This is a genomic window from Fertoeibacter niger (genome assembly GCF_009380135.2).
GTDB classification, from domain to species: Bacteria; Pseudomonadota; Alphaproteobacteria; order Rhodobacterales; family Rhodobacteraceae; genus Fertoeibacter; species Fertoeibacter niger.
This window is the reverse complement of record NZ_WHUT02000007.1, coordinates 56,502-71,365: the sequence shown is the minus strand read 5'-3', so window position 1 is coordinate 71,365 and position 14,864 is coordinate 56,502. Positions and strand designations below refer to the sequence as shown.

Sequence of the window (14,864 nt, the reverse complement as noted above, 5' to 3'; positions counted from 1 at the left end):
GATGTCGGTCCTCATCGCCATTCCCGCGCGCTACGCCTCGACCCGTTATCCGGGCAAGCCATTGGTGGAATTGCGCGGCGCGGATGGCGTGGCCAAGACCCTGATCCGCCGGTCGTGGGAGGCGGCGATGGCCGTGCGCGGCATCGACCGCGTGGTTGTGGCCACCGATGACGACCGCATCCGCGACCATGCCGAAGGGTTCGGGGCCGAGGTGGTGATGACCTCGGCCACCTGCCAGAACGGCACGGAACGCTGCGCCGAGGTGGTGCAACACTTGGGCGGGTTCGAGATTGTCGTGAACCTGCAAGGCGATGCGCCGCTGACGCCCGCATGGTTTGTCGAAGATCTGGTGGCGGGCCTGCGGGCAGATCCGGGGGCCGAGGTGGCCACCCCTGTGCTGCGCTGTGACGGGCGGGCGCTGAACGGCTTTCTGGCTGACCGGCGCGCGGGCCGGGTGGGCGGCACGACGGCGGTGTTCGGGGCCGACCGCCGCGCGCTGTATTTTTCCAAAGAGGTGATACCCTACACCGGCAAGACCTGGGCCGACGACGCCGAGACCCCGGTGTTCCACCATGTCGGGGTCTATGCCTATCGCCCGGCGGCACTTGCCGCCTATCCCGGCTGGCCGATGGGGCCGCTTGAGGTGCTGGAAGGGCTGGAGCAGCTGCGGTTTCTGGAACGTGAACGCCCGGTGCTGTGTGTCGAGGTTGAGGCGCGCGGCCGGCAGTTCTGGGAGCTGAACAACCCCGAGGATGTGGCGCGGATCGAGGCGATGATGGCCGAAATGGGGATGGCGGGCTGAGATGGCCGCGGCCATCCCCGCGCTTGCCGCCCAGCCCGCCAGCCTTGTCGTCGTCAGCCGCCACCGCCCAGACGCCCTGTTGCGCGCCATCACCGGCATCGGCCAGATGGATCACCCCTGTTTCGAGCTGATCGTGGTGGCAGACCCTGCCGCCTGTGCCGCCGTGCAGGCGCTGGGCCTGCCGGTGAAGCTTGTTGCTTATGACGAACCCAACATCTCCGCCGCGCGCAATCTTGGGCTGGCGCAGGCCGCCAGCGACGTGGTGGCTTTCCTTGATGATGACGCCGTGCCGGAACCCACTTGGCTGTCGCGGCTGGTGGCCCCGTTTGCCGACGAACGGGTCGTGGCGGCGGGTGGTTTCGTGCGCGGGCGCAACGGGATTTCCTATCAGTGGCGCGCATCAATGGTTGACTATCTGGGGCAGGATCAGCCGCTGGACGTGGATCACGGCGCGGTCAGCCTGCACGCGGGCACGGCGGCGCTGGCGGTCAAAACCCAAGGCACCAACTGCGCCTTTCGCCGCGCCGATCTGCTGGCCATTGGCGGGTTCGACCCGGCCTACCGGTTTTATCTGGATGAGGCCGATGTGAACCTGCGGCTGGCCGCGCGGGGCGGGCTGACCGCCATCGTGCCCGGTGCGCAGGTGCATCACGGCTATGCCGCCAGCGCCCGCCGACGGGGCGACCGCGTGCCCCTGTCGCTGCATGAAATCGGGGCCAGCAGCATGGTGTTCCTGCGCCGCCATGCGCCCCAGCGCGACTGGCCAGCCGCGCTTGCCACCCTGCGGGCCGGGCAGCGCGCCCGGGCGCTGCGCCACATGGTCAGTGGCGGGCTGGAACCCCGGCAGGTTGCGGCCCTGCTGGACAGTCTGGAACGGGGTCTGGCCGAGGGGCGCGCGCGGCCCCCGCCGGTCAGCCAGCCGCTGTTGCCAGATCCGCCCGCCTTTCTGGCGCTGCCCGGCACAGGGCCGCGGCCGGGCCGCCTGATCGCGGGTTACCGGCGCGACCGGCGCGCGTTGCTGCATGAGGCCCGGCTTGTCGCGGCCGGTGGCGCGATTGTCACGCTGCTGTGTCTTGGCCTCCATGCGCGGCCCCACCGGCAGATGTTTTCCCCCGATGGCTTCTGGATCCAGGATGGCGGTCTCTTTGGCCCCGCCGACCGCAGCGAACCCCGGCTTTGCCGGACCACGCTGGCCCGGCGAGCGGACGCCGAGGCGCAAAGGCTGGCCCCGTTCCGCCCGGTCGGTCCCGCATGACCGCCACAAACCCGCAGAAAACCAAGATTTTATGTTGCAACGGGCCATTTGCCCCGCTTATCCCCGCTGACAGGCGCATTTTTGCCGGAATCATCACGTAAGGACGTGCCAATATGCCCAAATCCGTATAGGTTCGCGGGAACATGTTGCGGCCAACGGCTGTTGCATAGGCTGGTGCGGACAGTTTGAGACGTTACAACGAATTGCCCTCAGCACGGGGCGGTGAACAGAGTGAGAGCGATGAAGATCAAAAAGGTCACCAAGGCAGTCTTTCCCGTCGCCGGGCTTGGCACGCGGTTTCTGCCCGCTACCAAGTCTATCCCGAAAGAGATCATGACCCTGGTTGACCGGCCGCTGATCCAGTATGCCATCGACGAGGCGCGCGCGGCCGGCATCAAGGAGTTCATCTTTGTCACCTCGCGCGGCAAGGGCGCCTTGGAAGATTACTTCGACCACGCGCCGGAGCTTGAGGCGTCGCTGCGCCGGTCCGGCAAGGATCAGCTTCTGGAGATCCTCAAGGACACCAACATGGACAGCGGCGCGATTGCCTATGTGCGCCAGCACAAGGCGCTGGGGCTGGGCCATGCCGTGTGGTGTGCCCGCCGCCTGATCGGGGACGAGCCTTTTGCTGTGATGCTGCCTGATGACGTGATCGCCGCCGAAAAGCCTTGCCTGCAACAGATGGTCGAGGCCTATGCCCAGACCGGCGGCAACATGGTAGCCGCTATGGAAGTGTCGCCAGAAAAGGCCTCGTCCTATGGCATGCTGGACATTGCCGAGGATATGGGGTCGATCGTGCGCGCGAAAGGCATGGTTGAAAAGCCCAAGCGCGAGGACGCGCCGTCGAACCTGGCCGTGATCGGTCGCTATATCCTGACGCCGAACGTGCTGAACAACCTGAACCGCATGAAGCAGGGCGCGGGTGGCGAGATTCAACTGACCGACGCGATTGCCGAAGAAATCGACGGCGGAGATTCGGTCTATGGCTTCCGCTTCCGCGGACAGCGGTATGATTGCGGATCGAAGGCCGGCTTCCTTCAGGCAACTGTGGCTTTCGGGCTGGCCCGTGAGGAATTGCGCGAAGAATTCTCGCAATATCTGAACGACATGGTCGCCCAGCAAAAGGCCGCGCAGTAACTTCGTGGTTACGCCCTGTTCGGCGCGGCTTGCCCCGGCTTCGCGGCTGATCGACTTGACGCGGTTGGTGTCGCGTCTGGGGCGCGGTGCGCTGACCGGGGTTGACCGCGTGGAACTGGCCTATCTGACCCATCTGGCAGCGGCGGAAACGCCGCTGTTTGCTTTGGTGCGCAGCGCCGTGGGTCATGTGCTGCTGGACAGGGACGGCGCGCGCATGATCGCCCGTCTGGCCACGGCGGATGTCAGGCTTGGCCCGCCCGACCTGCTGTCGCGGATGTTCTGGCGCGGTGATACCTTGCGCGCGCGGGCCGAGGCCACGGCGCGCAGGCTGGCCATTGCGCGCTGCCCACGGCCCTTGCTGGCGCGGATGCTGCGGCGGCATCTGCCGCCGGGTTCCAGCTATGTGAATGTGGGCCATGCCAATCTGTCGGCGCGGTCGCTGGCGGCGATCAGGGCGGCAGGTCTGCGCGTGGCGGTGCTGGTGCATGATGCCATTCCGCTGGATTACCCGCAGTTCACCCGCCCCGGCATTTCGCAGGTATTCGCGCGCAAGATGGCGGCGGTGGCGACCCATGCCGATCTGGTGATCTACAGCACCGCTGATGCCCGCACGCGGGCTGAGGCGCATTTTGCCCGCATGGGCCGGGTGCCGCCCGGCGTGGTGGCAGCGCTGGGGGTGCCGGTGCCGCAACCCGATGCAGCGGCGATTCCACCCGGGCTTGATCTGGCGCGACCCTATTTCGTTACCCTTGGCACCATCGAGCCGCGCAAGAACCATGCACTTTTGCTGGATGTTTGGGACGGCATGCAGGCCGATGCGCCCGCAGCCGTGCCACAGCTTTTCATCATCGGCGGGCGTGGCTGGGCGAATGAAGATGTGTTCGGCAGGCTGGATGCCCTGCCCCCCGGCAGCCCGGTGCGCGAACTGCCGGGCCTGCCCGATGGCGTGGTGGCGGCGCTGGTGCAGGGGGCCGAGGCGCTGCTGTTTCCCAGCCTGGCCGAAGGTTACGGCCTGCCCCCGGTCGAGGCCGCGGCACTGGGCGTGCCGGTCATCGCCGCCCCGCTGGCCGTGACCCGCGAAACATTGGGCGACTACCCGGTTTACCTTGACCCCGCTGACAGTTATTCTTGGCTGGAAACAATAAACAACTGGGGGCAGCAGGGCAGGGCAGACCGGAACAGGCGCGCATCTCGTGCCGTTCCGCGATGGGAAGACCACTTCAACCGGGTCTTAAACCTTGTCTGATAGCGCTGGCCGAACGGGTCTAGGCCCATGGGGACGCTGACGGGTGGGATTGCTTTCGACATACAGCCTGCGTCTGGCCCGCAAACGCTGGCGTATCCGCGCCTTCCGCAAACGCCGCGAATTGCGCGCGGTCAGTGCCCGCACCGACAAGATAAAGCCAGATGACATTCTGGTGTTTTCCACCCTGCGCAACGAACGGGTGCGTCTGCCGTATTTCCTGCGCTACTACCGTGACATGGGCGTCAACCATTTCCTGATCGTGGACAATGACAGCACCGACGGGTCGCGCGAATATCTGGCCGAACAGCCGGATGTGTCGCTGTGGCACAGCGCGCACAGCTATAAACGCGCGCGTTTCGGGGTGGATTGGCTGAACTGGCTGCAAATCCGCTATGCGCACAAACACTGGATTCTGGTCGTCGATCCTGACGAATTCTTCGTCTATCCATTCTGCGATACGCGGCCCCTGCGGGCCTTGACCGACTGGCTTGATGCGTCCTCGATCAAATCCTTTTCCGCCATGCTGCTAGACATGTATCCCAAAGGGCCGATCGGCGCGCAGCCCTACCGCGAGGGGCAAGACCCGTTCGAGATCGCCAATTGGTTCGACAGCGGAAACTATATGATCAGCCGCAACCGCAAATACGGCAACCTGTGGATTCAGGGCGGCCCGCGCGCCCGCGCATTTTTTGCCGATGCGCCGGAACGCGCGCCTGCGCTGAACAAGATACCGCTGGTGAAATGGCACCGTGATTACGCCTATGTCAGCTCCACCCACAACCTTCTGCCGCGCGGGCTTAATCTGGTTTATGATGAATGGGGCGGAGAAAAAGCGTCAGGCTGCCTTCTGCATGCCAAATTTCTGGATACATTTGCGGTCAAGGCCGAGGAGGAAATGCAGCGCAGGCAGCATTACGCCAATAGCCATGAATACAGGGCCTACAAGGCCGCGTTGAACGATCATCCCGACTTGTGGTGCAAGTGGAGCGAGAAATACATCAACTGGCGGCAACTGGAGATTTTGGGGCTGATGTCCAAAGGCAACTGGGCGTGAAAGGGGGCAGGGGGTGAGCGTCGGCTTTGTCATGCTGTGCCACACCGCGCTGGACCGTGCGGCGCAGGTGGCGCGGCACTGGGCCGAAAACGGCTGCCCCGTGGTCATCCATGTGGACCGGCGCGTGCGCAAACGCCCCTACAACAAACTGGTGCGCGATCTGTCTGATGTGGCCGATGTGCGTTTTGCCGACCGGCACGCCTGCGAATGGGGCACTTGGGGCATTGTGGGGGCCACGCAATCGGCAGCCACCATCATGCTGCGTGATTTCCCCCAGGTGCGGCATGTGTATCTGGCCTCGGGCTCCTGCCTGCCGCTGCGCCCGGTGGAGGAGTTGGTGGCCTATCTGGCCGAACGCCCGCGCACTGATTTCATTGAATCGGTCACGACCGAAGATGTGGGCTGGACCATCGGTGGCCTGAACATCGAGCGTTTCACCCTGCGGTTCCCGTTTTCATGGCGCAGGCAGCGGCGGCTGTTTGACGGCTATGTGCGGTTGCAACGCCTGCTGCGGTTCAAGCGCCGCATCCCGGCGGGGCTGGAGCCGCATCTGGGCAGCCAGTGGTGGTGCCTGACCCGCCAGACGCTGAGCGCGATTCTGGAAGACCCGGAGCGTGAGACCTATGACACCTATTTCAAAAAGGTCTGGATCCCGGATGAAAGCTATTTCCAGACGCTTGTGCGGCTTTATTCCTCGAATGTCGAAAGCCGGCCGCTGACGCTGTCGAAATTCGATTTTCAGGGCAAGCCGCATATCTTTTACGATGACCACCTGCAATTGCTGCGCCGGTCCGATTGTTTTGTGGCCCGCAAGATCTGGCCGCATGCGGGCAAACTCTACCGCAGTTTCCTGTCACCCGATGCTGCCACCCAGACCCGCGCAGAACCGAACCCCGGCAAGATCGACCGGCTGTTTTCCAAGGCGGTGGAACGGCGCACCAAGGGGCGGCCCGGGCTTTACATGCAAAGCCGCTTTCCCAACGACAATTGGGAAAATGGCAAGACAGCCGCGCCCTATTCGGTGTTCTGGGGCTTTGCCGATCTGTTCGACAATTTCGAACCCTGGCTGGGCAAGGTGGCGGGCACCCGGGTGCATGGCCACCTTTTTGCAACCGACCGGGTGCATTACGCCGGGGGCGAGACGGTGTATAACGGGGCCATGCCGGATTCACCGCCGATGCGCGACTACAATCCCAAAAGCTTTCTGGTCAATCTGGTCTGGAACACCCGTGGCGAACGCCAGTGCTTTCAATTCGGCCCGGCGGATGTGCAAAAGGTGGGTTCGTTTCTGGCCTCGGACCCCAATGCCCAGATTTCCGTGATTTCCGGGGCCTGGGCCGTGCCGTTGTTCCATTCCAACCGAAATTTCGGTGAAATCCGCAAAGAGGCGGCGCGCCTGCAAAAAATCGAGGCAGAGCATCTGAACCTGCTCCGCAGCCCCTGGGTCAAGGCGCGGGTGCGCGTCTGGACGCTGGCCGATTTTGTGGAAAACCCGATGGAGCCGCTGCAAGTCATCGTGGACGAGATAAGCCCCCGAGCCCTGCGCCGCCTGACCGAGGCACCGCGCATGGCTGATCTGACCGGCTTTGGACAGTTTTTGCAGAACCTGCGCAATCAGGGCATGCAACCCGTGCTGATGGGCGATTTCCCGACCGGCGACGACCCGAAACCCTCGGCCAACCGGCGCGGTCGGCCCTATCTGGTGAAATGATCCTTGGCGCAGAAGTTCCAAAGTTTTGTGATGTTCGCGGAGATGCGGACGGGTTCCAACTTTCTTGAGGCCAATCTGAACGCCTTGCCGGGCGTGCGGTGCCATGGTGAGGTGTTCAACCCGCATTTCATCGGCAAGAAAGACCAGATGGCGCTGTTCGGCATCGACATGGCCGCGCGCGCGGCGGACCCTCTGGCGCTGGTGGCAAGGTTGCGCGCGGAAACTGACGGGTTGGCGGGCTTTCGGTTTTTCCATGACCACGACCCGCGCGTTCTGGCGGCGGTGCTGCAAGATCCCGGCTGCGCGAAGATCATCCTGACGCGCAACCCGGTGGAAAGCTATGTCAGCTGGAAGATCGCGCAGGCAACCGGCCAGTGGAAACTGACACAGGCGAAACGCCTGAAAACTGCCCGCGCCCGGTTTGATGCAGACGAATTCGAGGCGCATCTGGCCGCCCTGCAGGAATTTCAGGTGCTGTTGATGCACGGCTTGCAGGTGACTGGGCAAACCGCGTTCTACATCGACTATGATGATATTCAGGATGTGGCCGTGCTGAACGGCCTGGCGCAGTTTCTGGGGGTGGATGCAGCACTTGCCGCCCCGGATGACACGCTGAAAAAACAGAACCCCGAGGAAATCACCGACAAGGTGGAAAACGCCGAGGACATGACGGCGGCGCTGGCCCGGCTTGACCGTTTCAACCTGGCGCGCACCCCGAATTTCGAACCCCGCCGGTCAGCGGCCATTCCCGGCTTTCTGGCGGCGGGCGATCTGGTCTACATGCCGGTGCGCGGCGGACCCGAGGCTGCCGTGCAGGCCTGGCTGGCGGGTATTGGCGAAGTGCAGGGCGGGTTCGCGCAGAAAACCCTGCGCCAGTGGAAACGCGCGCATCCCGGCCACCGCAGTTTCACCGTGTTGCGCCACCCTGTCGCCCGCGCCCATGCCGCGTTTTGCAGCCAGATCCTGACCGGCGCGCTGGCCGAGATCAGGGGCACATTGCAGCGGGTCTACAAGATCGACCTGCCGCCGCCGGGCAAGGGGCACAAACAGGATGCCGCAGCCCATCGCACGGCTTTCCTTGGCTTTCTGCGGTTTCTGAAGCTGAACCTGTCGGGCCAGACCGGCCTGCGCGTGGATCCGCATTTTGCCAGCCAGTCGGCGGTGTTGCAGGGCTTTGCGCAATTCCACGGCCCCGATCTGGTGCTGCGCGAGGATCGTCTGGCCGAGGGGCTGGCCTATCTGGCTGCGGATACCGGCACCGCCTGCCCGCCGCTGCCCCCCGTGCCCGAAACGGCACCGCATGCGCTGGCGACCATCTGGGATGCCGAAATCGAAGACGCCGCGCGCGAGGCCTATCAGCGCGATTACATCGGCTTTGGTTTCACGGGCTGGCGCTGAGGGCAGACAAAAAGCGGCCCGCCGGCCGCCCCCGATGCCGCTCAGGCGGCCTGCGGTGCGCGGGCTTCTGTCAGGATCGCGTGCAGTTTGGCCGGATCGGTGTTGGCGCGCAGTTTGGCGCAGATCGCCGGGTCGCGCATGGTGCGCGACACCAGCGCAAGTGCCTTGAGGTGATCCACGCCCGAATCCTTGGGCGCGAACAGGGCAAAGATCAGATCCACCGGCTGACGATCCACAGAATCATAATCCAGCGGTTTTTCCAGCCGCAGGAAAACGCCGATGATTTTCGACAAATCTTCCAGTCTTGCATGGGGCAGCGCGATGCCATGGCCCACGCCGGTCGGCCCAAGGCTTTCGCGTTCCTGCATGCCATCCACCGCAACGGCGGCGTTCAGGCCGTAGGCGGCGGCGGCCACCTCTCCCAGATCCTGGAAGAGGCGCTTCTTGCTGGTCAGATGGCCCAGAACCCGAACGGCCTCCGGCATCAGTAGTTTTGAAAGTTCCATAGGCCGATGTCTGTCCTGCGCTGTGGCGCGTTACTTGCTGTTGCGCGGGTCGATCCAGCCGATATTCCCGTCATCCCGACGGTATACGACATTCACTCCGCCATGTCCTTCATTGCGGAACACCAGCATGCGTTGCCCGGCCAGCTCCAGCTGCATGACCGCTTCGCCCACGGTGATGGAGGGAACTTTCGTCTCCATCTCGGCGATGATCATCGGCGTCAGCGTATCGGGTTCGACATCCTCGGGTTCCTCGGATGCGGCGAGGATATAGGAGGAACCGCCGTCGAACTCAACAGGTGCCGTGCGGTCACGGTGATGATCGCGCAGCCGGCGCTTGTAGCGGCGCAGCTGCTTGTCCATCTTCTCGCGGCAAGATTCAAAAGCCGCATAGATTTCATGGGCATGGCCCTTGGCCTGCGCGTTCAGCCCGGTGGAAAGGTGAATGGTCGCCTCGCAGACATGTTCATGCGCGACACGCGAAAACACGATGACGGCCTCGGTCGGGCGTTGGGCATATTTTTCCACCACCTCGCCCAGTTCGGCCTTCACATGGGTCTGAAGTGCCTCGCCGATGTCAATCTGTCTTCCGCTGATCTGGTATCGCATGATCCCTCCTTCTAATGCACGGCAAGACGATGCCCTGCGGAGTGCAGGGCGGCCCGCCGCTTCGTCACTTCGGGGTGCGTTTTCGGCGAAACCGGGCCGCGGCGGGGCAGGGTGCCTGCCGCATCGGGTGCTTCAACAAGGGTGGGTTTCGCACGCATCACGGGTATTTGGCGGCAGGAGGGCAGCCCTTGTCAACAGCTTCGTCATGCAACTGTTACGGATCGGCAGTCACTGGCCCGAAGCGGCCTAGCTGATGCGAAAGTTCTGGCCCAAATAGACGCGCCGCACGGTTTCGTCGCGCACCACCTCATCTGTCGTGCCGCTCATCAGCACGGTGCCGTCATGCAGGATATAGGCGCGGTCCACGATCTCCAGCGTTTCGCGCACGTTGTGGTCGGTGATCAGCACGCCGATGCCGCGGCTTTTCAGATCCTGCACCAGATGGCGGATCTCGCCAACCGCGATCGGGTCCACCCCGGCAAAAGGTTCGTCCAGCAACAGATACTTCGGATCGGCGGCCAGACAGCGGGCAATCTCCACCCGCCGCCGCTCGCCGCCTGAAAGCGCCAGTGCGGGCGCGCGGCGCAGGTGGGTGATCGAAAACTCGCCCAGCAATTCTTCCAGCCGCTCACGCCGCTTGTGGCGGTCGGCAATCACGATCTCCAGCACCGCCAGGATGTTGTCTTCGACCGACAGGCCGCGAAAGATGGAAACCTCTTGCGGCAGATAGCCGATGCCCATCCGTGCGCGGCGATACATTGGCAGCGCCGTCACATCGCGCCCGTCGATCAACACTTGCCCGCCCTCGGGCGTGACCAACCCGGCGATGGAATAAAAACAGGTGGTCTTGCCAGACCCGTTCGGGCCCAGCAGGGCCACAACCTCGCCCCGGTTCAGATGCATGGTCACATCGCGGATAACCAGGCGTTTCTTGTAGCTTTTGCGCAGGTTGCGGATATGCAGCCCGGCGTCGCCCTGTGTGACGGTCAGGGGTGGCGTCATTCCGAACCGGCCCCGCCGCCGACCGATCCGCCCGGCTGGAACACGGTCTGCACCCGGCCCTCCATCACGCCGGTGCCGGCCTTCAGGTCAATCACCAGCTTTTGCCCCGACAGCGCGCTTTGCCCTTGGGTCAGCAGCACGTCGCCGGTCATCACCACCTGACCGGAGGCGATGGTATAGACCGCCTCGACCGATTCGGCGGCCTCGGCCTTGTTGGCAAGGGTAACACCGCCCGAGGCATGCAGCCGCTCGATCGACCCGCCCTCGGGCCCGTACTCCACCCGCACCTCGCCCGCCGACAGCCGCATCTCGCCCTGCCCCACCAGCACATTGCCGGTAAAGGTAGCACTTCCATCGGCCTGATTCACCGCCAGTTGGTCTGCCTGGATTTCCACGGGCAAGGATGTGTCCTGTTGCAACCCGCCAAAGGCCACGGTGGCCCCCTGCGCGCGCGCCGCTAGGGGGGCCGCAGCCAGCGTGCAGGCCAGAACGAGCGACAATAAAGGGTGCGACATGCCTTGCCTCAATTCAGCGGGTCAATTCGCTGGCCGGTATATCAGCTTCACGCGATCTTGGAACAGAAGAAGGTAGCTGCCGCTGGATGCCGTGTCTTCGCCCAGCGTCATCCGCCCCGCCGTCAGATCACCCATCGGTGTGGTCGCGCTGATGGGGCCTGCCGTCTGCACATCGGTGCGTTCCAGCGCCGATGTCACCTGATCGGTGGTGATGCGGTAGCCGGTCGAAGTGGTGATTTCCACCGCGCCCATCAGCGTCAGCAACCCCTCGCGGGCGTCCAGACTGCCGCTGTCTGCCAGAAGGTCGGCCTGCCCGCCATCGGGCGTGGCAATCTGCGCGCGCAGGCGGGTGGCGCTGGCGGTATCGCTGCCTTCGGGGGCGGGGCGGGCCTCATCCGCCGCGACGGTGACGGATGCGCCATCGGTTGTGACCCCGGCATAGGTGGGGCTGGTCATGCGCGGCTCGCGGATGCGTTCCTCGATATCCACCTCGGCATAGGGAATAGCATCCGACGGGTCGATGGTGCGCGACACCAGGAACAGCGTTGACAGCAGCGCCAGCGCCGCCACCGGCAGGATGACCTTCAGCCAAGCCACCAGCTTCGAATGCAGGTTGTCATGCGCGGTCATGCCACCCCGGCGCGCAGGCAGTCATGGATGTGGATCAGCCCCACCGCGTTGCCGCTGCCCGCAGGGTCCACCACGAACAGCGAAGTGATCTTTTTCGCGTTCATCACCGCCACAGCCTTTTCCGCAAGCGCATCAGGCCCGATGGTGCGGGGCGCACGCGTCATCACCTGATCGGCAGTCAGTGACAAGAGCCCTTCCATATGCCTGCGCAAGTCGCCGTCGGTGATCACACCTATCAACTGGGCGTCCGCACCCGTCACGCCAACCACGCCAAAGCCCTGTCGGCTCATCGTCAGCAAGGCTTCGCTCATCATGCTGCCACTGGGCAACAGCGGCAAGTCGCGGTGCATCAGGTCACGCACCAGCGCCAGCTTGGCCCCCAGCTTGCCGCCGGGGTGAAAGATGCGGAACTGGTCGGGCGTGAACTGCCGGTGCTCCATCAGCGCTATGGCCAGCGCATCGCCCAGCGCCAGCGTCATCGTGGTGGATGACGTGGGCACGATGCCGGTATCGCAGGCCTCGGGGGCGGCGGGCAGCAGCAGCGCCACATCGGCCTGCCGCATCAGCGTGCTTTCCGCACGACTGGCCACGGCGATCAGCGGAATGTCAAAGCGGCGGGTATGGGCGATGATATCGGCCAGTTCCGGTGTCTCGCCGGAATTGGACAGCACCAGAACCACATCGCCCCGCATCACCATGCCCAGGTCGCCATGGCTGGCCTCGGCCGGATGCACGAATTGCGCGGGTGTGCCGGTGGAGGCAAAGGTGGCGGCGATCTTGCGCCCGACATGGCCCGATTTGCCCATGCCCGACACGATCACTCGGCCCCGGGCCTGCATGATGGTTTCCACCGCCTGCCCGAAACTGTCGCCCAGACCGGCCCCCAGCAGCGCCAGCGCCTCGGCCTCGCGCGCGATGACACGGCGGGCGGTGGCCAAGAAAACGGAATGGGGCAAGTCAGTGGTGGAAGATGTCATTGGGTTCATCCCAGCCCATCAGGTCAAGCTGCGCGCGGGTGGGCAGGAAATCGAAACAGGCCTGCGCCAGTTCCATGCGCCCCTCGCGGATCAGCCGGGCCTGCAATTCCGCCATCAGCTTGTGCAGATACAGCACATCCGACGCGGCATAGTCCTTCTGCGCATCGGTCAGGGTTTCGGCGCCCCAATCGGATGTCTGCTGCTGTTTCGACACATCCACGCCCACCAGCTCCAGCAACAGGTATTTCAGGCCGTGCCGGTCGGTAAAGGTGCGGATCATCCGGCTGGCGATCTTGGTGCACCACACCGGCGCCGTGACCACGCCAAAGGCATTGTGCAGCGCCGCAATGTCGAACCGGCCGTAATGGAACAGTTTCAGCGTATGGGGATCGGCCAGCATCCGTTCCAGATTGGGCGCAGATTTCTGGCCCTTGGCGATCTGCACCAGATGTGCATGCCCGTCACCCGACGACAATTGCACCACGCACAGCCGGTCACGCCGGGGGTCCAGCCCCATGGTTTCGGTGTCGATGGCCACAACGGGGCCAAGGGTCAGCCCGTCGGGCAGGTCATTCAGGTGGAAATGGATTGTCACGGGGTGCTTTCAACGGGCAAAGGGGCCGGGCCGGGCGCGGGATGCTGCTGGCAGCAATATAAGGCGGCCCCCGGGGGGTCAACAGGGGCGGGCCCGAATGGCAAAGGGCCGCCCGAGGGCGACCCTTTGATTTCAGGATTTTCAGTGCCTTACGACCATTTCCCCCTTTCGGGATGATGGTGCCCAGGAAAGGACTCGAACCTTCACACCTTGCGGCACACGGACCTGAACCGTGCGCGTCTACCAATTCCGCCACCTGGGCAGATGTCGTGAGCGGGGATTTAAAGAGGGCCGCAGGGACTGTCAACGGGGTGTCATGAAAATTCGTCACGTTGATTTGCCGCGCCTCTGCCGGGCCCGGCCCCGTGATTGCCGCTTGTTCGCAAGGCCCCGGAAAGTTATGCAAACGGCAGGCAACCAGCAGCGGCAGGGTACGGCAGATGAGCAAACTTGTCACGATCTACGGCGGTTCGGGCTTTGTCGGGCGCTATATCGCGCGCCGCATGGCGAAAGAGGGCTGGCGCGTGCGGGTGGCGGTGCGGCACCCCAATGACGCGCTGTTCGTGAAACCCTATGGTTATGTCGGTCAGGTGGAGCCTGTGTTCTGCAACATCCGCGACGATGCCTCGGTGCTGGGCGTGATGCGCGGGGCCGATGCGGTGGTGAACTGCGTGGGTGTGCTGTGCGAGGTGGGCAAGAACGGCTTTGCCGCCACGCAGGCCGAAGGTGCGGGGCGGATTGCGCGGCTTGCGGCTGAGCACGGGGTTGCCCACATGGTGCATGTGTCGGCGCTTGGGGCGGATGCCGCCTCGCCCAGCCTTTATTCTCGCACCAAGGCGGCGGGCGAGGCGGCGGTGCTGGAAGCGTTTCCGGCTGCCGTTATCCTGCGGCCATCGGTGATCTTCGGCGCCGAGGACCAGTTTTTCAACCGTTTCGCCGCGATGTCGCGCCTTGGGCCGATTCTGCCGGTGGTAGGGGCGGGCACGAAATTCCAGCCGGTCTATGTCGATGACGTGGCGCAGGCGGCGGTTCTGGGGGTTTTGGGTCAGGCTGCGCCGGGGGTGTATGAGCTTGGCGGCCCGGATGTGGCGACGTTCCGCGATCTGATGGCGCAGATGCTGGCGGTGATTCAGCGGCGCAGGCTGGTGCTGAACATTCCGTTCTTCGCGGCACGGCTGATGGGCTTCGGGTTCGACATGGTGCAGACGCTGACGCTGGGCCTGATTACCAACCGCATGCTGACGCGCGATCAGGTGCGCAATCTGGCCCGAGACAATGTCGTGGCGGATGGGGCGAAAACCTTTGCCGATCTGGGGCTTGTGCCCACGGCGATGGGTGCCGTGCTGCCGGAATACCTGTGGCGTTACCGCCCGTCGGGGCAATATGCCGCGATCAAGGATTCGGCCAAGAACCTGCGCAAGACCTGACGG

Annotated in this window: 15 protein-coding genes and 1 tRNA gene; 8 read left to right on the top strand and 8 right to left on the bottom strand. The window is 64.2% G+C overall.

All coding sequences use genetic code 11. From position 1 onward, the window contains the following. Position 1: 1 nt before the first annotated feature. The 7 genes from GEU84_RS12610 to GEU84_RS12580 all read left to right on the top strand — a co-directional run bounded on the left by GEU84_RS12610 (position 2) and on the right by GEU84_RS12580 (position 8,603). The gene (locus GEU84_RS12610) at positions 2-802 is read left to right on the top strand and encodes a 3-deoxy-manno-octulosonate cytidylyltransferase (protein ID WP_152826594.1); all 801 of its coding nucleotides are present in this window, start codon (positions 2-4) and stop codon (positions 800-802) included. A 1-nt stretch (position 803) separates the two neighbouring features. Beyond that, positions 804-2,057, top strand: a complete 1,254-nt coding sequence (locus GEU84_RS12605; RefSeq protein WP_152826592.1) for a glycosyltransferase family 2 protein — start codon at positions 804-806, stop codon at positions 2,055-2,057. A 240-nt stretch (positions 2,058-2,297) separates the two neighbouring features. Further along, a complete protein-coding gene (gene galU, locus GEU84_RS12600) occupies positions 2,298-3,194 on the top strand; it encodes a UTP--glucose-1-phosphate uridylyltransferase GalU (protein ID WP_152826590.1) in 897 nt (298 codons plus the stop codon). A gap of 4 nt (positions 3,195-3,198) precedes the next feature. Further along, on the top strand, positions 3,199-4,440 hold the full coding sequence (locus tag GEU84_RS12595; protein WP_174539846.1) for a glycosyltransferase: 1,242 nt from the start codon (positions 3,199-3,201) through the stop codon (positions 4,438-4,440). Between the two features lie 43 nt (positions 4,441-4,483). Then, positions 4,484-5,494 (top strand): glycosyltransferase family 2 protein, encoded by a 1,011-nt coding sequence (locus GEU84_RS12590; protein WP_174539845.1) that lies wholly within the window; start codon positions 4,484-4,486, stop codon positions 5,492-5,494. A gap of 13 nt (positions 5,495-5,507) precedes the next feature. Beyond that, positions 5,508-7,205, top strand: a complete 1,698-nt coding sequence (locus GEU84_RS12585) for a DUF5927 domain-containing protein (protein ID WP_174539844.1) — start codon at positions 5,508-5,510, stop codon at positions 7,203-7,205. 3 nt (positions 7,206-7,208) lie between these two features. Further along, the gene (locus GEU84_RS12580; protein WP_152826588.1) at positions 7,209-8,603 is read left to right on the top strand and encodes a nodulation protein NodH; all 1,395 of its coding nucleotides are present in this window, start codon (positions 7,209-7,211) and stop codon (positions 8,601-8,603) included. Between the two features lie 41 nt (positions 8,604-8,644). Here GEU84_RS12580 and GEU84_RS12575 read toward each other — a convergent pair whose 3' ends face one another. From GEU84_RS12575 to GEU84_RS12540, 8 genes are all read right to left on the bottom strand, one after another. Next, positions 8,645-9,109: a PTS sugar transporter subunit IIA gene (locus GEU84_RS12575; protein ID WP_152826586.1), complete on the bottom strand. Its 465-nt coding sequence runs from the start codon at positions 9,107-9,109 to the stop codon at positions 8,645-8,647. 30 nt (positions 9,110-9,139) lie between these two features. Then, complete coding sequence (gene hpf / locus GEU84_RS12570; protein ID WP_152826584.1) at positions 9,140-9,715, bottom strand: ribosome hibernation-promoting factor, HPF/YfiA family; 576 nt, start codon at positions 9,713-9,715, stop codon at positions 9,140-9,142. A gap of 246 nt (positions 9,716-9,961) precedes the next feature. Next, positions 9,962-10,717, bottom strand: coding sequence for an LPS export ABC transporter ATP-binding protein (gene lptB, locus GEU84_RS12565; protein ID WP_152826582.1), 756 nt, complete (start codon positions 10,715-10,717; stop codon positions 9,962-9,964). Next, entirely contained in the window at positions 10,714-11,232 is a 519-nt protein-coding gene (locus GEU84_RS12560; protein ID WP_152826580.1) for an LptA/OstA family protein, read from the bottom strand. Before GEU84_RS12560 ends, lptB begins: the two co-directional genes overlap by 4 nt. A gap of 21 nt (positions 11,233-11,253) precedes the next feature. Then, on the bottom strand, positions 11,254-11,862 hold the full coding sequence (gene lptC / locus GEU84_RS12555; protein WP_152826578.1) for an LPS export ABC transporter periplasmic protein LptC: 609 nt from the start codon (positions 11,860-11,862) through the stop codon (positions 11,254-11,256). Further along, positions 11,859-12,839, bottom strand: a complete 981-nt coding sequence (locus GEU84_RS12550) for a KpsF/GutQ family sugar-phosphate isomerase (RefSeq protein WP_152826576.1) — start codon at positions 12,837-12,839, stop codon at positions 11,859-11,861. Before GEU84_RS12550 ends, lptC begins: the two co-directional genes overlap by 4 nt. After that, positions 12,820-13,434: a ribonuclease D gene (locus GEU84_RS12545; protein WP_174539843.1), complete on the bottom strand. Its 615-nt coding sequence runs from the start codon at positions 13,432-13,434 to the stop codon at positions 12,820-12,822. The genes GEU84_RS12550 and GEU84_RS12545 overlap by 20 nt, the downstream gene beginning before the upstream one ends. A 177-nt stretch (positions 13,435-13,611) precedes the next feature. Then, positions 13,612-13,696 (bottom strand) — tRNA-Leu (locus GEU84_RS12540). A 178-nt stretch (positions 13,697-13,874) separates the two neighbouring features. Between GEU84_RS12540 and GEU84_RS12535 the strand changes: the two genes are divergently transcribed. Then, positions 13,875-14,861 carry a complex I NDUFA9 subunit family protein gene (locus GEU84_RS12535; RefSeq protein WP_152826575.1) on the top strand — a complete coding sequence of 329 codons (987 nt, stop codon included), beginning with the start codon at positions 13,875-13,877 and terminating at the stop codon, positions 14,859-14,861. Positions 14,862-14,864 lie beyond the last annotated feature (3 nt).